Origin of the sequence: Clostridium sp. DL-VIII (assembly GCF_000230835.1) — a bacterium.
GTDB lineage: Bacteria > Bacillota > Clostridia > Clostridiales > Clostridiaceae > Clostridium.
In genome coordinates this window covers 4,585,655-4,604,713 of the sequence record NZ_CM001240.1, presented here as the reverse complement: position 1 = coordinate 4,604,713, position 19,059 = coordinate 4,585,655, and the positions used below count along the sequence as shown (strand labels likewise).

The 19,059-nt window shown below is 31.4% G+C and carries 25 protein-coding genes; 24 read left to right on the top strand and 1 reads right to left on the bottom strand.

Annotation, left to right across the window (positions count from 1 at the left end; genetic code table 11):
* Nucleotides 1–70: 70 nt before the first annotated feature.
* The 19 genes from CDLVIII_RS21225 (at nt 71) to CDLVIII_RS21135 (ending at nt 14,359) form a co-directional block, all read left to right on the top strand.
* A complete protein-coding gene (locus tag CDLVIII_RS21225; RefSeq protein WP_009171526.1) occupies nt 71–2,326 on the top strand; it encodes a hypothetical protein in 2,256 nt (751 codons plus the stop codon).
* Nucleotides 2,327–2,339: 13 nt separating this feature from the next.
* A complete protein-coding gene (locus tag CDLVIII_RS21220; RefSeq protein WP_009171525.1) occupies nt 2,340–2,816 on the top strand; it encodes a phage baseplate protein in 477 nt (158 codons plus the stop codon).
* Between the two features lie 62 nt (nt 2,817–2,878).
* Nucleotides 2,879–3,883 (top strand): hypothetical protein, encoded by a 1,005-nt coding sequence (locus CDLVIII_RS21215; RefSeq protein WP_009171524.1) that lies wholly within the window; start codon nt 2,879–2,881, stop codon nt 3,881–3,883.
* Entirely contained in the window at nt 3,883–4,206 is a 324-nt protein-coding gene (locus tag CDLVIII_RS21210; protein ID WP_009171523.1) for a DUF2577 domain-containing protein, read from the top strand. The genes CDLVIII_RS21215 and CDLVIII_RS21210 overlap by 1 nt, the downstream gene beginning before the upstream one ends.
* Nucleotides 4,199–4,639 (top strand): DUF2634 domain-containing protein, encoded by a 441-nt coding sequence (locus tag CDLVIII_RS21205; RefSeq protein ID WP_009171522.1) that lies wholly within the window; start codon nt 4,199–4,201, stop codon nt 4,637–4,639. The genes CDLVIII_RS21210 and CDLVIII_RS21205 overlap by 8 nt, the downstream gene beginning before the upstream one ends.
* On the top strand, nt 4,632–5,720 hold the full coding sequence (locus CDLVIII_RS21200) for a baseplate J/gp47 family protein (RefSeq protein WP_009171521.1): 1,089 nt from the start codon (nt 4,632–4,634) through the stop codon (nt 5,718–5,720). Before CDLVIII_RS21205 ends, CDLVIII_RS21200 begins: the two co-directional genes overlap by 8 nt.
* Nucleotides 5,713–6,402 carry a putative phage tail protein gene (locus CDLVIII_RS21195; protein WP_009171520.1) on the top strand — a complete coding sequence of 230 codons (690 nt, stop codon included), beginning with the start codon at nt 5,713–5,715 and terminating at the stop codon, nt 6,400–6,402. The genes CDLVIII_RS21200 and CDLVIII_RS21195 overlap by 8 nt, the downstream gene beginning before the upstream one ends.
* Before the next feature lies 1 nt (nt 6,403).
* On the top strand, nt 6,404–7,054 hold the full coding sequence (locus tag CDLVIII_RS21190; RefSeq protein ID WP_035301877.1) for a phage tail protein: 651 nt from the start codon (nt 6,404–6,406) through the stop codon (nt 7,052–7,054).
* Nucleotides 7,055–7,071: 17 nt separating this feature from the next.
* Nucleotides 7,072–7,617 carry a hypothetical protein gene (locus CDLVIII_RS21185; protein ID WP_009171519.1) on the top strand — a complete coding sequence of 182 codons (546 nt, stop codon included), beginning with the start codon at nt 7,072–7,074 and terminating at the stop codon, nt 7,615–7,617.
* Nucleotides 7,618–7,630: 13 nt separating this feature from the next.
* Nucleotides 7,631–8,761, top strand: coding sequence for a hypothetical protein (locus CDLVIII_RS21180; RefSeq protein WP_009171518.1), 1,131 nt, complete (start codon nt 7,631–7,633; stop codon nt 8,759–8,761).
* Nucleotides 8,762–8,774: 13 nt separating this feature from the next.
* Nucleotides 8,775–9,149 carry a hypothetical protein gene (locus CDLVIII_RS21175; protein WP_009171517.1) on the top strand — a complete coding sequence of 125 codons (375 nt, stop codon included), beginning with the start codon at nt 8,775–8,777 and terminating at the stop codon, nt 9,147–9,149.
* Between the two features lie 12 nt (nt 9,150–9,161).
* Complete coding sequence (locus tag CDLVIII_RS30190; RefSeq protein WP_009171516.1) at nt 9,162–9,308, top strand: XkdX family protein; 147 nt, start codon at nt 9,162–9,164, stop codon at nt 9,306–9,308.
* Between the two features lie 101 nt (nt 9,309–9,409).
* Nucleotides 9,410–9,643, top strand: coding sequence for a hemolysin XhlA family protein (locus CDLVIII_RS21170; RefSeq protein ID WP_009171515.1), 234 nt, complete (start codon nt 9,410–9,412; stop codon nt 9,641–9,643).
* Between the two features lie 16 nt (nt 9,644–9,659).
* The gene (locus CDLVIII_RS30185; RefSeq protein ID WP_009171514.1) at nt 9,660–10,169 is read left to right on the top strand and encodes a phage holin; all 510 of its coding nucleotides are present in this window, start codon (nt 9,660–9,662) and stop codon (nt 10,167–10,169) included.
* 11 nt (nt 10,170–10,180) lie between these two features.
* Entirely contained in the window at nt 10,181–10,969 is a 789-nt protein-coding gene (locus CDLVIII_RS21160; protein ID WP_009171513.1) for a lysozyme, read from the top strand.
* Between the two features lie 212 nt (nt 10,970–11,181).
* Nucleotides 11,182–11,916, top strand: a complete 735-nt coding sequence (locus CDLVIII_RS21155) for an HAD-IA family hydrolase (protein ID WP_009171512.1) — start codon at nt 11,182–11,184, stop codon at nt 11,914–11,916.
* A 31-nt stretch (nt 11,917–11,947) separates the two neighbouring features.
* Nucleotides 11,948–13,129 carry a GNAT family N-acetyltransferase gene (locus tag CDLVIII_RS30180; RefSeq protein WP_009171511.1) on the top strand — a complete coding sequence of 394 codons (1,182 nt, stop codon included), beginning with the start codon at nt 11,948–11,950 and terminating at the stop codon, nt 13,127–13,129.
* Nucleotides 13,130–13,413: 284 nt separating this feature from the next.
* Complete coding sequence (locus tag CDLVIII_RS21140) at nt 13,414–13,662, top strand: AbrB/MazE/SpoVT family DNA-binding domain-containing protein (protein WP_009171510.1); 249 nt, start codon at nt 13,414–13,416, stop codon at nt 13,660–13,662.
* Nucleotides 13,663–13,864: 202 nt separating this feature from the next.
* Nucleotides 13,865–14,359: a prolyl-tRNA synthetase associated domain-containing protein gene (locus tag CDLVIII_RS21135; protein WP_186005602.1), complete on the top strand. Its 495-nt coding sequence runs from the start codon at nt 13,865–13,867 to the stop codon at nt 14,357–14,359.
* Nucleotides 14,360–14,634: 275 nt separating this feature from the next.
* On the opposite strand, the gene CDLVIII_RS21130 is transcribed toward CDLVIII_RS21135, so the two are convergent.
* Nucleotides 14,635–15,336: an MBL fold metallo-hydrolase gene (locus CDLVIII_RS21130; protein WP_009171508.1), complete on the bottom strand. Its 702-nt coding sequence runs from the start codon at nt 15,334–15,336 to the stop codon at nt 14,635–14,637.
* 120 nt (nt 15,337–15,456) lie between these two features.
* On the opposite strand from CDLVIII_RS21130, the gene CDLVIII_RS21125 reads away from it, so the two are divergent.
* From CDLVIII_RS21125 to CDLVIII_RS21105, 5 genes are all read left to right on the top strand, one after another.
* The gene (locus CDLVIII_RS21125) at nt 15,457–16,023 is read left to right on the top strand and encodes a GNAT family protein (protein WP_009171507.1); all 567 of its coding nucleotides are present in this window, start codon (nt 15,457–15,459) and stop codon (nt 16,021–16,023) included.
* Nucleotides 16,024–16,085: 62 nt separating this feature from the next.
* A complete protein-coding gene (locus CDLVIII_RS21120; RefSeq protein ID WP_009171506.1) occupies nt 16,086–16,463 on the top strand; it encodes a hypothetical protein in 378 nt (125 codons plus the stop codon).
* Nucleotides 16,464–16,802: 339 nt separating this feature from the next.
* Complete coding sequence (locus CDLVIII_RS21115; RefSeq protein WP_009171505.1) at nt 16,803–17,129, top strand: PTS lactose/cellobiose transporter subunit IIA; 327 nt, start codon at nt 16,803–16,805, stop codon at nt 17,127–17,129.
* 46 nt (nt 17,130–17,175) lie between these two features.
* The gene (locus CDLVIII_RS21110; RefSeq protein ID WP_009171504.1) at nt 17,176–17,484 is read left to right on the top strand and encodes a PTS sugar transporter subunit IIB; all 309 of its coding nucleotides are present in this window, start codon (nt 17,176–17,178) and stop codon (nt 17,482–17,484) included.
* A 45-nt stretch (nt 17,485–17,529) separates the two neighbouring features.
* The gene (locus CDLVIII_RS21105) at nt 17,530–18,936 is read left to right on the top strand and encodes a GH1 family beta-glucosidase (RefSeq protein ID WP_009171503.1); all 1,407 of its coding nucleotides are present in this window, start codon (nt 17,530–17,532) and stop codon (nt 18,934–18,936) included.
* Nucleotides 18,937–19,059 lie beyond the last annotated feature (123 nt).

The window sequence follows — 19,059 nt, the reverse complement described above, 5'->3', positions numbered from 1 at the left end:
CTTTTATTGAACAAGAAATTGAAGAGAAAATGAAACAAATGGAAGCCTTGTATTCAGGAGGTGATGATTAATGGAGTTTGAACTAGATTCAGCATTATTAAAAGTTGTTGATGGAGCTCAAAAAGCTCAAAAGGCAATTGATAGTTTATCACCTGTAGCTTCAAAAGCATCAGAAAGTGTGCAAGCAATATCTAAAGCAGCTGAATCAGTAGATAAACTTGAAAGTAGTGTTAAAAATACAAGAGATGCAATAGGAAATACAACCTCAGCTGTTTCTAATTTTATACAAGCATGTACGGATAATACTGGAGAAAGATCTTTTGAAAATATTGGAGAGAAAGCTAGTGATGTAGTTAAATCAATATCTAATGTATCCAAAACAGTTAAAGACATGAAAGCTAATTTTAATAATACAAAGGCTGAGATTGAAAATGTAAAAAACACTGCAGCAAATTTGTATAAGACTTTTGCAAGTACTGATTTGGGTAAAAAATCTATTGGTTTTGTAGGAAAACAGGCGTCCAAGATATCTCAAAAGTTTCCCAAATCAAATGGCGGTAAAGGCTCAGGAGTCTTGAATAAAGGAGGACAAACAATAGGAAAGGCTGTTGACGGAGTTCAGAAAACTAAAAAGGCAATAGAAAGTCTAGCACCCGTTGCTTCAAAAGCAACAGAAAGCGTGCAAGCAATATCTAAAGCATCAGAATCAGTAGGTAAAGTTAAAAGCAGCTTTAATGATACAAAAGATGCAGTAGGAAATGTAGGTACATCTGCTTCTAATTTAATACAAGTACTTACAAATAACACTGGGGAAAGATCTCTTGAAAATATTGGACAGAAAGCTAGAGAGGTAGTTAAATCCATATCTAATGCATCAAAAAATGTTGAAGATTTGGCAACTAATTTTATAAATGCAAAAGATGAGATTATGAATGTAAAAGGCACTATATCAGATCTATTTAAAACTTTTAAAGACAATGATTTGGTTAAAAAAGCTACTGGCGGTATAGGAAAACAAGCTTCAAAAGTAGTTCAAAAAATTACTAAACCAAATAGCACTAAAGCGCCCAAAATTGCAAGATCAGCTGGAACTCAAAGCAAAGTGTCTAATGTCATGAATGTAGCTAAACAATCAATGGGAAAAGCTGGTGCATTAATGCCTTCTGTATCAGGAACATTACAGGGGCTAGCTGGAAGCTTTGAAAAAATTAAAGGTGTAGCTTCAAAGAGTTTTTCATCTTTATTTGGAATCTTTACTAAATTGCCATTACCTCTTCAAATAGTAATGGGAGTAGTTGCATTACTCGCAGTTGCATTTGCTACAAATTTTGGTGGGATAAGAGATAAAGTTATGTCGGTGGTAACATTTATTCAAGCTCATATGCCACAGATAAAGAATATAATTCAAAATGTATTTAAAGGAATTCAATCAGTTTGGAATTCTATATTAAAACCAGTGCTAACTTTTGCAATTCAAATCTTTGGAAAAGTAATAAACTTTATAAGAAGTAATTGGCCGCTTATAAAGAATACTATTACAACAGTTATGACCGCAATAAAAAATGTTATAACTACAGTTTTAAATTTTGTTAAATCATTTTGGACTGCACATGGACATACAATAATGACAGTTGTAACTGCGGCTTTCAATATAATAAAGACAATAATTTCAACTGTCTTAAATGTTATAATGGGAGTCATTAAGACTGTAATGCAAATTATAACTGGAAACTGGTCAGGAGCTTGGAATACCATAAAAAGTACCGTATCAACTGTGTTTAATGGAGCAATTGACATTATTAAAAATATATTAAGTGCAATAGGTACTGTATTTAAAGATGTTGGTAAAACAGCTCTTGGCTGGGGAAAAGATATGATAATGGGGTTAGTAAATGGAATAACTGGAGCTGTTGGCTACGTTGAAGATGCAATTTCAGGTGTAGCAGATAAAATAAAGTCTTTCCTTCACTTCTCTGTACCCGATAAAGGTCCTCTTACAGATTATGAGACCTGGATGCCAGATTTCATGAAAGGTATGGGAAATGGCATTAAGGTTAATACTCGTTTGGTAACTGATCCGGTTAAAGACCTTTCAGTTGGAATAAAAACTAATATGAATGGTACCTTATCTGGTGGAGGCAAATCCGGCAGTTTAGGTCTTAAAGGAAGTACAAATACAACCAAGAATGATAGTACGCAAAATGGTTTAGCAATAACTATAGCAAAACTTGCTGATTCAATAGTGATCAGAGAAGAAGGGGATATAGACAAAATTGCAACAGCTCTTGCAAATAAATTAACTCAAACAGCACTTGGAATGGGTTAGGAGGTAGTTAAAGATGATAGAATTTTGGTTTAATCAAGATAATACCTGGCTGCAGCTGCCTGTACCACCAGATAACTATTCAATTAAGCTCGGCAATAATAATACAGTAATTAATGTTGAATCAGTTGGAGAATTAAATATACTTGGAGAATCAAAGCTTTCAGAAATATCTTTTGAAAGCTTTTTTCCAGCCCAGGAATATGAATTTTGTGTATATTCTGATATTCCTACTCCTTTTGAATGTGTAGCTAAAATAGAAGCCTGGAAAAAGAGTAAGAAACCCATAAGGGTAGTTTTAACTGATACAGATATTAATGATTTGTTTTCAATTGAAAATTTTGAATATGGAGAAAAGGATGGAACAGGAGATATATATTTTACTTTGGATTTAAAACAATATATAGTTTTAAAATTGAATGAAAAAATAGTAGGACAGTGGGGTTCAAGCTTCAGCATAACAAATTCAAACAATATCCTTGGAGGAAATTAATGATTGGAAGATTGGTTAAAGATATGAAAGCTAAATATAACCTCAAAAGGTAGGTGAAAAACATGATTAAAATATATAGCCTATATGATGGCTGGAATTTAACAGAAATAACACCAGTGTGTAAAAGTGTTGAATTATCAGCATCATTAGATCAGCCGGCAAGAAAATGTGCATTTACCATGGCTTATTCGACAACAGATCTTAATCAGCCAAGAGTCCAAATAGGACCAGGAAGTTTAATTAGTATCGTTGAGGAGAATTATGGAGAAATCTTTAGAGGAGAAGTTATAGATAGGACTTTAGATACCTCAAATCAAGAAGAGACTTTCACTTGCTACGATTATATGAGATTTATTATGAATTCCTCAACAAGCATGAATATAAAAGATATCACTCCAGAGGAGGTCACCATTAAAGCGTGTCAGGAAGTTAATATAATGCCAGGGGATATAATATCAACTGGTATGTCTATTAAAAGGCTTTGCCCAGATAAAAGTTATTATGACATAATAATGGAATGTTATACGGAAGCAAGCAAACAAAATGGTAAGCAGTATATTCTGATAATGAAATCTGATAAATTAAATGTAATTGAAAAGGGGCAGGTCATTTCAGATTATGTACTTCAATCAGATAAGAAGGATATTTATAATAATAATTTAATGGATATGAGTTATAAAGATTCTATAGAAAATATGGTAAATAGAGTTAAGATCTTTGATTCTGATGCCAATTACGTTGATGAAGTGGAAAATTTAGATTATGTAAGAAGCTATGGTGTGTATCAAACAACTTATACAGTAGAAGATGATAAAGATCCTTATACAGTAGCGCAAAATAAACTTCATGGTTTTGAAGAAGATATTGAAATTGAAGCGTTAGGCAATTACAGCTGCATAACAGGCTATGGAGTTAAAACTAAGATATGGTATTTAGACATCTTAAGTGATGCAACAGTATATATAAATACTGATACTCATACTTGGGATTGTGGCACAGGACAGTATACCATGAAGCTTACAGTAAGTTTTAGTAACACAATGGATTTACAGGGGGAGGATAGCTAATGGACCCATATATAAAAATGCTCAATCTAATGAAAAAGAAAGGTGCAGAAAGTAATCCACCATCAATAAGTATAGGCAAAGTAATAGCTCCTCCACCAGAAATAATAGTTCAAACAAATAATTTACAGCTATATAAGGATGATCTTTATATAGCTGATTATTTATTATCGGGTTATTCAAGGCAGATTTCAATAACAAATTCTTCTGGAACAGCTATAAATATGTTAGATACAATCAAAGTTGGAGATGAACTTGCAATTTTGCCTACAGAGGATAATCAAACCTGGATAATACTTTGTAAGGTGGTGAAATGTAATGGCTGATGTATTACCATCTGCTAATTCAAATTTAGCAGCTGCAATTGCTTCTTTTCCAACACAAGAAACAGAAGTAAGTATACCTAAAGAATATGCATGGGACTTTGAAAAAAATGATTTTCAGCTAAAGGATGGTAAATTTCAAATTGTAGAGGGAATAGAAGCATTAAAAATATGGATATGGAAAGCACTTAAAACAAGCAAATACACATATCTAATCTATAGTGATGATTATGGACAGGAACTTGATAAGTTAATAGGCAAAGGTTTAAGTAAAAGTTTAGCTGAAAGTGAAGCAAAAAGGTTAACTTTAGAATGCTTAAAGGATAATGAACATATTTTAAGCATAAGAAATTTTAGTGTGGATAAAAGTAATGATGTTTTAAGCATTACTTTCACAGCAATAACCGATTGTGGGGAGGTGACAATTGATGTATGAAAATAATACTGAAGAAGTTTTAAGGGAGCAGATGCTTGAGGATATTGATTCTGGAATATCTAAAAGTGAAGGATATTTCGTATATGATGCTATTGCCCCAGCAGCCAAGAAAATAGCACTATATTATGGAGCTTTAGATACAATATTAAAGCTAGTATTTGGTGAGGCTGCACCAGAAGTTCCAAAAGAAGATTATGATAAGTTTATAGATCAGGATGCAGTAAGACACGGTTTAGAGAGAAAACAAGGTTTATATTCAGTAGGTGAAGTTACATTTACAGGCCTGGACGGTTCAGTAATTTATATAAATAGTATTGTGCAAACCGTTGAAGGTTTAAGATATAAGGTGAATTCTCAAGGAAAAATTAGTAATGGAGAATGCACATTACCTATTCAGGCAATGGAGCTTGGAGCCAAATATAATGTGCCATCAAATTCTATAGTACAAATTCCAATTAAAATAAATGGAATAACAGGTGTAAGTAATGCAAATCCAACTACTAGTGGAACGAATACTGAAACCAGTGAAAATCTGTTAGAAAGAATTATAGCCAAGGAAAGAGAAGAAAGCAGCAGTGGAAATGCATATGATTATGAAAAGTGGGCACTTCAAGTATCAGGAGTTGAATATGTAAAAATAAGTCCTCTTTGGAATGGTAATGGAACTGTCAAAATAATAGTTGCAGGAAAGAATGGGGCTCAATTAGATGACACAATTGTACAAAACGTAAAGGATTATATTGCTCCGGAGGATGGAAAGGGAAGTGCAAAAGCTCCAATAGGAGCTACAGTTACAGTAGTATCAGTTAATCCATTAGAAATAGATGTAAGTATTGCAGGGCTTATTATACAAAATGGTTTTAACAGTGATGACGTTAAAAATAATATAAAAGCGAACTTACAGGAGTACTTTCAAGGGATCCCAGTAGGTGGAGTTGTAAAAATTAATACAGTTGAAGCTACGGTGGTAATGACTACGGGAGTAAATGACATAACATCAATTAAGATAAATGGAGATACTAAAAATATAATCACTTCTGATGAAGATAAAGCATCTTTAGGGGGAATAGCTTATGAGTAATTCTTCAGATTCAACTTTAGCAAGCAGCATCATAGGAGAAATAGGAATACTTACAGCTGAAAACTCAGAAGAGCTAAAAAGTTATGTACTTGATGAAATAAGAAACAGTAGTATTTTTAACGAAATATTTAATGAACATGGACAGGTACTTGATAAGATTGGTTTAGATATTTCAGATTTATTTTTGCAGGTTTTGCCTCAAACGGCAACTGAGTGGGGATTAACCCTTTGGGAAAAGCGTGTAGGAATTACAACGAATACTTCAAAGTCCATAGAAGAAAGAAGAGCAAAAATATTAGCAAAGCTAAATACAAAAGGAACAACAACAGTTGAAGTAATAAGGCAGATTTGCAAAAGCTTTGTCTCAAGCGTTGAAATAATCCAGAATAACTCAGATTACTATTTTGAAGTGAATTTATTAACAACTACAGGTTTTCCATATGCTTTAGACAGTTTATATGATTCAGTAGAAATAGCCAAACAGGCGCATCTTGGAGTTGAATACAAATTAATTGCAACAACTCAATCAGAAATATACTATGGATTATTAGCTATGACAGGAGAATGTCTGACAGTCTATCCACGGATTGATAAGAAGATTGAAACAAGTGGAAAGATAGAAGCTGGCATTAGCCAGAATGTAGGTTCAGGAAGTATAACACAAAGTAAGGAGGTGATTTAATTTGGCAGAAAATTTTTATACAATACTAACTATAGCAGGAAAAAATAAATTATCCAGTTCACCTATTTCGGGAAATAAAGTAAATTTTAAGACCCTGAAAGTAGGAGATGGAAAAGGAGCTTATTATGAACCTTCAGAAAATCAAATTTCCCTTGTAAATAAGGTATGGGAAGGAAATATAAGTTCAATTTCAATAGACGAAAATAATTCAAACTGGATAGTAGTAGAAACAGTAATACCAGCATCTGATGGAGGCTTCTTCATCAGAGAGGCTGGTATTTTTGATGAAGACGGAGACATGATTGCCATAAGTAAACTTGCAGAAACCTACAAACCAGTAGTAGCAGAAGGAAGTACAAAAGATTTAGTTATTAGAATTGTACTAGAAGTACTCAATGTAGGTAATGTAACTATAAAAATAGATCCTAATGTGGTAGCTGCAACTAAGAATGATGTACAGGTGTTAGAAGGAAAACTTCAAAATGTTAGTGATCAATTGTTAGAAAAGATGGAGTTATACATTGGACAAACATTACCAGCTATAGCAGATAGACAAGAAAAAACTTTATATTTTAAAATAACTGATACAATTTCAAATGGTGGAACAAATTCGATTCAAGTTAGTCCTAATATGGGAATAAAAATAGTTTAAAGGAAGGGGATAATATAATGGCAATTTTAAACAAAGTAAGAGTTCAATTGTTAGATGAAAGTACAGGTGCTGTATTACAGGAGGTTGATGTATTAACAAGTGCAGATGCAGTAACATTCTCGGATGGAGAAACATTTCAAGAAAAGTTAGATGCTGGATTATTAAAAGGTGCTAAAGGCGATACTGGTGCAACTGGTTCACAAGGAGCTACTGGAGCAACCGGTGCTACAGGAACAGCTGGAATAAGAGGTTCACAATGGTTTACTGGAACATTAGTTACGGGAACAAGTACAACTGCAACAATATTTAGTGGTAGTGGAATAACATCTGCTTTAGTTGGAGATCAATATCTTAACACTAGCACTGGAAATGTATATAATTGTACAGTTGCAGGAAATGCAGCTACAGCAAAATGGGTGTATTCAATATGCTTAAAAGGTGCAACAGGAGCGGCTGGTGCACAAGGAATACAAGGTCCGGCTGGCGCAGATGGAGCGTCGGTTAAATATGGAACTGATTATACAAGTGGAACACAAGTAAAATTATTTTTAAAGACTATGTAAAGGAGGCTCAAATATGTCTATAAATAATGTAGAAATACAAGATAGTAATGGAAATGTTTATTATCCGCATACGGATGCAAGTGTAGTTAAATTCGGAAATTCTGATGTTGGCACAGCATTGTTACAATTGTCGAAGGATAATACTAGAACAACTACAGCAAAAGATATCACAGGAGCTATAAATGAACTAAATAGTGAAAAGTCATCATTAGTGTCGCCGACATTTACGGGTACACCATCAGCTCCAACGGCAGTAGTTGGAACAAATACGACGCAGCTTGCGACAACTGCATTTGTTACAAATTCAATAAATAATAAAACAAGCATAACTGGGAATGCTGCAACTGCAACAATGTTAGCAACTGCTAGGACAATTTCATTAACTGGAGACGTCACAGGATCCGTTAACTTTGACGGATCCACAAATGCGGATATAATAGCTACCGTTGGGGATGATAGTCACGCACACACAATTGGATATATTAGCGGGTTACAAGCTGCATTGGACAATAGATTTTTATCACATGCGAGCAGAATTTCTAATAATACGGACATTTTTACATTACAAGCGGGGCACTATGATGTTGAAGGAGCAATCAGCACCGTGCAAAATTATCCATTTACTAGTGGTTGGGAACATGGAACGTTAATAATAAACGGGTGGAGAATGGATGACGGAACAAATCAAGGATATAGGACAATATTTTTTCTAACTGCAAGCGGGTATTTCTATTATACAACGCAGCATTGGGATTCTACTGGATGGAATATATGGAAAAGGGTTGACGACGGTACGGATTCTGGCTGGATTACATTTTTAGTTAATTCTACACAATTTCAGGTAAGAAGTGATAACCCGGATTGGTTTAAATTGAGATGTCGAAAAATTGGAAATAGGGTTTTTCTTAGCGGACACGTTCAAGCGATTTCAACTTTACAAGTAGATACAACTTATAAAATCGGAACAATTCCGGCTGGCTTTTGTCCGACTTCATATGAATATAATTATAGTTTTGTTTGCACTGGTAACAGTATTGTTAATGGTTGGATTGGTTCTGATGGTGTTATTTGGTGTGTGCCAAGACAACCCGTTGAAACAAGTGACGCAATACCAATAAGTATGATAACATATTTAATAGATTAGGAGGAGTAAGAACATGGATTCAAAAATTTATGAGCCACAATATGAACAAAAATCTATCGCAGATAAGGACGGTAACTTAGTTGCTAGATGTGTATTATTTGCAGACGGTAAGCCACAGTATTTTGAAGTTAATTCAGATGATCAGGTTGTTGAATTAATTAATGATTCGCAAATTATTAACGGACATAATATAACATATTTGAAGCCGTTTTGGGATGGTGAAAAATGGATTGAAACCGCTACAACCTCAGAATTAGACGCAAAATATCCATCAATAAAAATTGAATTGACCGAAACTCAAAAACAAGTCAATTTAATTAACCAATTAATATTGGATAATTTAAACATGCAAATACAAATAGATAATTTAATACAAAGCAGATTATAGGAGGGAGTTATCATGTATGAAAGATTATTATACTTATATCAACAAGGGAAATTAGACGAAACACAACTAAGCGCGGCAGTAAGTAAAACATGGATTACAGAGGATGAGAAGGCAGAAATAATTGCTGGTATTTCTACTGCGACAGCTGCTTCATCATAGAAAAATATAGTGCAGAGGATAAAAAAGAAATAAGGCAATAAAGATTAAAAAAAATTATTTATATTACTTATTTCATTAATTCAACAAAGGCAGGTGACAAAATGGACAGAAACCTAGTACAAGAAAAACTCGAAGAACACGATAAAAGATTAAATAAGCATGATAATAAAATTGAAACACTAGAGAAAAATGATGCTATAAGCAAGACGAGAATAGATAGTTTATGTAAAAGCCTGGATGATTTAACTTCTACTTTGAAGTGGTTATCTGGGTTTTTATTATCTTCAACGGGATTATTGATTGTTTATTTTATAGAACAGTTATTGACTAAATAGAAAGGTGGAAAGAAATATGTTAAATATCGATTTAAAAGCAAGATTAAAAAATAAAACTTTTTGGGTATCAATTATAGGAGCAATATTGCTATTATCACAACAGTTAGGAGTTAATGCTAGCAAATTTATTCCTAGTAATTATGTTGATATCATAAATACAGTTTTTACAATTTTAACAATTGTAGGAATTACTGTGGATACATCAACAGAAGGAATAAGTGATAAAATTGTTTCAAATACAATTGCACAGGTTAGTGATGAAGCAACCAATAATAAAGTTAAGGCAGAAATTGAGTCAGCAGCTGTAGACAATGCAGTTAAAGAAGATAATCAAAGTAATTTTGATAATGTTTCTATAAATGTAGCTGATAAAGAAAGTGAAACAAATGAAAATGTTGAAGTTTCAACAAATGTACAAGCTAATTCAGAAAGTTCGGCTAGTTCAAAAATAGTGGTAGACAATCCTGATAATATTCAGCAAATTGGAGCAACTGTTAATTCAAACAGTGCAGCGATGCCAAATTAGGAGGCAGAACAATGAGTAAATGGGCATGGTGTTTAGTTAATGATAACAATACCTTAGCTACAGGCTGGAATCAAATAGGTGACTATTGGTATTATTTTTATTCAAATGGGCAGATGGCCTGTGATGAATGGCTGAAATTAAATGATGTTTGGTATAGAGTAAATGACAAAGGTCAGATGCTTACAGGATGGTGGCAAGATTCGAGCACTAGTAAGTGGTATTACTTAGAGTCTTCAAGCAATGGTTCAAAAGGTGCTATGTATAAAAATGGCACTTTTAGTATTAATGGAAAAAGCTATACCTTTAAGGAGGATGGAAGTTTTATTGATAATTCCTTGATATCTGATAAACTAATTGATTTTGTTAAGTCTTTTGAAGGCTTTTCAGCTACTCCTTACTTTGATGAAGTTGGAGTGAAAACATTAGGCTATGGTATGACTGGTAATGAGATAGAAGGTTTAGAAAGTGTTACAGAAGAAGAAGCAACTCAAATGTTAAAAGATTTAATTAATGATAAGTATGCTCCTGAAATAAAGTCTGGATTAGAGAATAAAGGTGCAAACCTTACACAAAATGAATTTGATGCTTTAATATCAATGAGCTATAATGTTGGCACAGCTGGAGTATTAGGATCTACGTTGTTTAAAAACGTATGTGCAGGTGTTAGAGATGGTAATATAATTACCTTGGATTTTCAAGCTTGGAGTAAAGCAGAAGGACAAACACTTGCAGGATTATATAAAAGAAGAACAAAAGAAGCTAACATGTTTTTAAAGGCTGATTATACAGGAAATATATAGTATATGTGAGTGATTTTCATATATCATGAGTAAAGGTAAATTGAGTAGAAATGCTTAATTTACCTTTATTTTTTTGCTTAAATTTAATAAGGCACAATCAAAAAAATAACAGAATTAAAAGCGTTTTATTCCAATATTGTTATTACAAAATGTGCTATAATAACCATATATTTAAATAAGATTGATAAAATTTTATGAGGAGGTGTAAATAAGTGTCTAGTTTAGCAGAGTATAAAAATATAAAAGCAATTTTATTTGATTCAGGCAAAGTTTTAAATGGACCAAGATCAGGGAAGTGGTTTATTTCTCCAAAGTTTTTTGAATATATTAATCCACAAGAGTATAAAGAAATAAGTTCTTCTGATAGAAATAATGCATTTGAAAAAGCAGGGAAATACATAGATGAACAAAAATTAATCACTACGGAAGAAGAAGAGTATAAGCACTTCCTAGAATTTTTCAATATATTTTCTATGGAATTACCACAATTACAGTTAAGCTCAGAAAAGATACAACTGCTAGCTAAGGATTTGGTATTCAATTATGATAAATATGAATTTTATAGTGATGTTTTTGAGGTGATACCAAGACTGAGTAAGAAATATAAACTGGCAGTAGTATCAGATGCATGGCCATCTTTAGAAAATGTGTTTAGGCAAGTTAAACTGCGAGATTATTTTTCTTCATTTGTCATTTCTTCCGTGAAAGGAGTAACTAAGCCTCATGAACTAATGTATAAAAGTGCGCTTTCTGAATTAAATGTAAAATCAGAAGAAGCTTTGTTTATAGATGATAATCCTAAGAATTGTAAGGGAGCGTGTAAATTAGGTATTAAGGCTATTTTACTTAATAGAAATAAATTATTATTATTCAAAAATAAAATAACCAGTAAGAATAGATATAAAGTGCTTTCTAATTTATATGAGTTAGAAAAAGAAATTAATTAAGGAAAAATAACAGAGCATGGGAGAGTTAGGGATGGAAATTATCAATGTAGATAAAAGTAACATAGAAGTATTTTCTAAAGTGTTAACAGAAGCAGAAAAATGGCTTGAATCAATAGGACAGACTATGTGGAAAATAGAAAATTTAACACCTTACGAGCTGCTAAAAAAATATGACATCAATGAAATGAAATTATGTTATGATAATGGAAATTTAATTGGAGCATACGTTCTTCAGTGGTATGATCCACTTTTCTGGAAGGAAATTAAAAAGTATGAATGTGGCATCTTACATAAGTTGGCTATTAGAAGAGAATATAGCAAAATGGGATATGGGGGAAAGATAATTGAATTGGCAGAAGAACTATGCAAAAAACAAGGAGTAAATTCTTTAAGACTTAATTGTGGAACTTTCAGGCCAAGGCTTCGAAAGTTTTATGAAGGCGCTGGATTTAAGATGGTTGATAGGGTATTTATAGATAATAGAGATCAAGTCAGATATGCAAAAACTTTAGATGAAGATTACAAATTAAATTTAAGAAAAGAAATTAAGCATTTTATAGTAAACTACACAGAAGAGGACAAACCATGTATAGAGAAGGTTTCAGAGGTGCTTGAAGATAATTATAATAGAATTACAACTAATTTAAATCAGCAAATTGATGAAAAAGTTATTATTGAGATTTATCATGATATAAAGGGACTTCATAGTGCTTTAGGGCTTTCGGATGCACCTGATTGGATAAGGGGAGGGCTTGGAAAAGGTAAGATTATAATAGCATCACCATTAAATCCACCACCAGGATCAGATTTTAACAATGTTTTAAATACAGCGGTTCATGAATTTGTTCATATTATAGTAAATAAAATAAATAATAATATTCCACGATGGTTAAATGAAGGAATAGCTTGCTATGAAGCCAAGGACAATGATGAAAATTGGATAAGGAGAACAGTTAAGAAGGGATTAATGGATAATACACTTCCTGTATTCAAAGAATTAGATACTGGAGAGGATTTTGATATGTTTTTTAAACGAGATGGCTATCAATATGCATACACTATAGCAGAATTTATAATTAAAGAGTATGGTTATAATAAGCTATATAATTTAATAAAAGCTCCAGATGATTTCACAGGTATTTTTGGTATAAAAGAGAAACAAATAGAAAACAGATGGATTGAATATATAAGAAAAAATTATAAGTGGTTTTGAATCATAAAATTATATAGACTTAGTATCGTAAAATTCAATAAATTGAATTTTACGATATTTTTTTATTTGGAAATTATAGAATTAGTTGGAAAAATATGCTACAATAAAGCATATTTGTGATATTAACAGAAGAGTTTGGAATTTATTTCGCATTTTATTACAATATATTAGAAAAATTTTAATCTATGGTTTGGAAATGATTTCATATATTGAAAATGTAATTAAGAAGATTATCTTTCAACAATAATATTGCAAAAACATAATAAATTTAGGAGGAAGTGGACATGAAGTCAGCTGGAATTGTGAGAAAAATTGATGAACTTGGAAGAGTGGTAATCCCAAAAGAAACAAGAGAATTACTATTTATTGCTGAAGGTGATTCATTAGAAATTTTTAAGGATGAAAAAGAAATAGTATTAAAAAAGTATTCACCAGGATGCACTTTTTGTGGGAATATGGCTAATATCACTAAATTTAAAGGATTAGATGTTTGTGGAGATTGTAAGAATGATTTAATTGCGTTAAAATTATGACGATTTATTATTGCTTTGTAAAGGTATAGAATTATATAATGTATTACATAAACTCTTCCTTAAAGCTGCAAGGGAGAGTTTTTATGATATATGTTGCAATTAAAAATTTAAAATGTGCAATTGACTTAAGCATTTAGTGTTAACAATTAATTAGAACATATATAATCAATAGCTTATTATAATTGGGGAGGTAGTACATATGATTAATCCGATAGAACAAAAATTATATGGCATATTAGATTCATTAGAAATAAAATATACAAGATATGAACATGAAGCAATATATACCGTTCAAGAGGCAAATAGATTAGAAATTTCAATTCCGGGAGCTCATTGTAAAAATCTTTTTATAAGAAACAGAAAAGGCGATATTCATTATCTTGTACTTTTAGATGATAGTAAAAGGGCTGACTTAAAGTTATTAGAGAAACAGATAGAAAGCACTAAATTGTCATTTGCATCAGAAGAAAGGTTATTTAAATATTTAGGTCTTAAGCCGGGAGCTGTTACTCCCTTTGGTTTGATAAATGATATTAATAGTGAAGTTATTGTTTTAGTTGATAGGGATTTAATAGATGCGAGTATTGTAAATTTCCATCCTAATGTAAATACAGCAACAATAGGAGTTTCATATAATGATTTAGAAAAATTTATTAAGTGGCACAATAACGAATTCTATTATGTTGATATAAATTAATTTTGAAGTTTCATATTTAAGGAAGGGATATGCTTCGGAAGTTTTAATATTATTTACAGCATATCTCTTCTACCTAAAACCAATATATAGACTGGATATATTGGTTTGGGCTGGGAATGTATCAAGTATAAAAGTGTTGCTATGTCTATGACGGCACAATGAGACAAAGTCCTTTTACCAGTGATAAATATTATGATATACATTTTCTTCCGCTTTAAGGGAAGAATGTCAAGCATTAAGTGCTTTAATAAAAAATCTGTAATCACGATATAATGTTAAATTATATCCACCACATTAAATCCTTCTGCTACAGCTTTTTCTATAAAACTTTCACCATCAATATGGATACAGTAGACTTGTTTTCTATATTCATAAGGAATTTTCTCACTTAAAACCCGCAGTGATGTATGAACATTACCTTCACAGTCATTTAAACATGTATCGTGGTATATTAGATTTCTTGCTTTTAAAAAAGGAATAATATCTAAATTAGTTTCACAAGTATCTCCGCTGTAGAAAATATCATTTCCGAAATCGAATTTTAATATGTAAGAATATGCATTAACTGCCTTTGTATGTTTAGTTGGTAAAGCACTAATGATTAAGTTTAACTCATCAATCCTTGTATTATTTATATCATGTAAAGTAAAACTTTCATTTTCAACAGCACCTGTGAGCTTTAAAAATTCCCCTATTTTCTCTTTTTCAGAAAAATAAATATTTACTTTGATTTTTGATTTCCAGTAGCAGTAGCCTACAAAACTACCTAAAGAACCTATATGATCTGAATGCATATGGGTAATTAGAACATGTACATTTTTTATACCATTGATTAAATCTTTAGTTACAATTTTTTCAAAAACAGATTCGCCACAATCAATTAATAGTAATGCATCAGCTTTCTTAAAAAAAGCGGAAGTATTGCTTTCTGCGACATTATATCCTGAACCTCTGCCTAAAAATTCTAATTTATTCATAAAGTACTCTCCTTACTAAAAATATAATTGATGGATGAGATTAACAATATTATAATATTATATGGTAAGGTAAGCAATAATAGGGTTAACTTAATAAAAATAACAGAGGAGGATTTTATAATGGTGAATATAATCACAGACAGATTGCTTATAAGAGATCATGTTAACGAGGACCTTGCTCAAATGCATAAGCTGCTTTCAAATAATGACGCAATGCATTACATGCCAGAAATAAGGACAAGTACTTTAGAGGAATCAAAAGAAAATCTTTATGAAGCTATCAAGGAATCTAAATTAGAAAATAGAACTAAATATTTCTTTGCAATAATAATCAGAGAAACTAATGAATATGTTGGTGACATTGGATATACTGTAACAGCAGACTGTGTTGAAGGGAGAATAGTAAACTTAGGATATTTTACATCTCAAGTTTATTGGGGGAATGGCTTTGTAACAGAGGCAGTAAAAGCAGTAATTAATTATGCTTTCACTCAAGATAGGGCCATTAAAATTGAAACAGGATGCATAAAAGAAAATGTTGGCTCTGAACAAGTGATGAAAAAAGCTGGAATGATAAAAGAGGCCGAGCTAAAAAAGCATGTTTTATTAAATTTTAAATTATATGATAGAGTAGAATATAGATTATTAAAGGAAGAGTGGAAAGAACAAAATATGCTGTATAAGTAAAATGTGTTATAATATGGATAATGATTAAAATACTTATGAATATAAGGGAAGAGGTAATTAATATGAAATTAAAACATTATGTAGTAACAATTATGCTTGTTACAGCAGTTAGCTTGATTTCATTAACATCAGTAAATTTATATAATAAGGCTCAAAAGGATAACAAGGAAACTACTAAGTCAATTTACAAAGCTTATGTGCCGAATATAAAAGGAAAAGATAGTAATATACAAATTGGTACAATACCTAAAAGTGATGATTCAGCAAGAGAAGTTTCGCCTGATGCAGATGATAATTCTAAGGATAAGACAGCAAAAGATAAAGAACAACCAAAAGTATTACAGCCATTACCTGTACCAGATGTAAATTCAGGAGGAGAAGTGATAGATTTGCCTACTCCTAGTAGCAGTTCAAACGTAACAGTAGAACCACTTTGTTAATATATTATATATGTTTTTTGATGCTAAATTGAAAGGTGCCATGTTTTTATAAAATCTGGTGCCTTTTAATTTTATAAAAAAATTATATGTATAAGAGGATTTATAATCAATGATGGATGTAGCTTTTAAATTTAAATAGAAAATTAAGTATAAAAAAATATGACTATATGTGTCGTACTAGATTGATGTAAAAATTAATTTAGTATGGCACATTTATTTTTTATAAATATATTATAAGAAATCATTTACAATAGAAATTTGTTGGTATATAATAAATTCATACCAATGAATTTAAAACATAATAATAAATTTCAATATATATGAAATGAGGGATTTAATATGGACGAATTGGAAATGGCAATTATGAATATTATAATCAATGCGGGAGATTGTAAAAATCATTCTTATATGGCTCTTAACAATGTAAACGAAGGAAAATATGATGAAGCAGATGCAGAATTACAATTAGCAAATGATGCTTTGACAAAAGCTCATGAGGGACAAACAATGTTTCTTCAAAAAGAAGCTGGTGGAGATAAAATAGAATTATCAGTTTTATTTGTACATGCTCAAGATCATTTAATGACAGCAATAACAGAAAAAAATTTAATAGAGCAGATAATTGAACTTAGAAAAGTTGTAAATACATTAATTAACAAAAACTAAAATTTCATTATAAAAGATTATTGTGTATTTTAAGGAGGAATAAATTATGATAAAAATTAGATTATTTTGTGCAGCAGGAATGTCAACAAGTCTTTTAGTTAGTAAAATGAAAGAAGCAGCAAAGTCAAAGGGAGTAGAAGCAGATATTGAGGCCTTTCCAGAAAGTCAAATGGATAAAAATTTAGATGGTGTAAATGTTGCATTGCTTGGACCACAAGTTGCTTATACATTGCCAAAAGCAAAAAAAATATGTGAATCAAAAGGAGTTCCAATTGACGTAATACCAATGGTTGATTACGGAATGATGAATGGTGGAAAAGTGTTAGACTTCGCATTAAAAGTGGCGGGAAAATAGCAAACTTGACGTAGAGTTAATTACACATAAGGAGGAATTTAAGGTATGAAATTTCCTAAAGACTTTTTCTTTGGAGCAGCGTCGGCAGCCTATCAAGTAGAAGGTGCATGGAATATTGATGGAAAAGGAGTTTCTAATTGGGATGTATTTTCTAAAATTGAAGGAAAGACTTTTGAAGGGACGAATGGAGATATAGCGGTAGATCATTATCATAGATATAAGGAAGATGTAAAACTTATGGCTGAAATTGGATTGGAATCATATAGATTTTCAATCTCTTGGGCAAGAATTATTCCAGATGGAGATGGAGAAGTAAATCAAAAAGGATTAGATTTTTATAATAATCTAATAGATGAATGTTTAAAGTATGGGATTGTGCCATTTGTTACATTATACCATTGGGACATGCCTCAGAAATTAGAAGAGCAAGGAGGTTGGATTAACAAGAAAACTGTAGATGCTTTTGTTAAGTATGCAAATGTATGTTTTAAAGCTTTTGGAGATAGAGTGAAGCATTGGGTTACATTCAATGAAACCGTTGTGTTTACTGCACATGGCTATTTGAAAGGTACTCACCCACCTGGCATTAAAGATGATCCTAAAAAATATTTTGAGGCAATTCATAATGTATTTGTTGCTCATGCGGGATCTGTTGTAGCTTATAAAAAGTTAAGACAATTTGGAGAAATCGGTATCACTCACGTATTTTCACCTGCTTTTAGTATTGATCAAAAGGAAGAAAATGTACAAGCTGCATATCATGCAAACCAATATGACATTCATTGGTTCTATGATCCTATATTGAAAGGAAAATATCCTGAATATGTAATTAAGCAATTAGAAGAAAAAGGATATATTCCAAATTGGACAGAAGAGGAACTTGATTTAATTAAGGAGTCAGCACCTCAAAATGACTTTATAGGGTTAAATTATTACCAACCTCAAAGGGTTATGAAAAATGATTCTTTTGAGGAAGTAGAAATGACAAGAGAAGCAGCTACTGGAGCACCCGGAAATCCATCTTTTGATAAAGTCTATAAGACAGTAAGGATGAAAGATAAGACGTATACTAAATGGGGCTGGGAAATAGCGCCAGATGCATTTTTAGAGGGATTAGAAATTTTGAAGAAAAATTATGGCGATATTAAAATATACATTACTGAAAATGGTTTAGGAGATGAAGATCCTATCATTGAGGATGAAATAGTGGATATTCCAAGAATTAAATATATTGAAGCTCATTTAAAAGCATTAAAAAAAGCAATTAAGAAAAATATAAATGTAAAAGGTTATTATGCATGGTCTGCTATGGACTTATTAAGCTGGCTAAATGGATATAAAAAACAATACGGATTTATATATGTAGACCATAAAAATAATTTAAATAGGAAAATAAAATTATCAGGGTACTGGTACAAACAAGTGATAGAAGAAAGAGGAGAAAAGTTATAAACTACGACTTATTAGTTATTAAATCTCCATATAATTTATAACTTTTAGGTTAAATATGTATGGAGGTTTGAAACTTTAAGTAATATACAAATATTTTATTTAATTTATAAACAAGGGGGAATT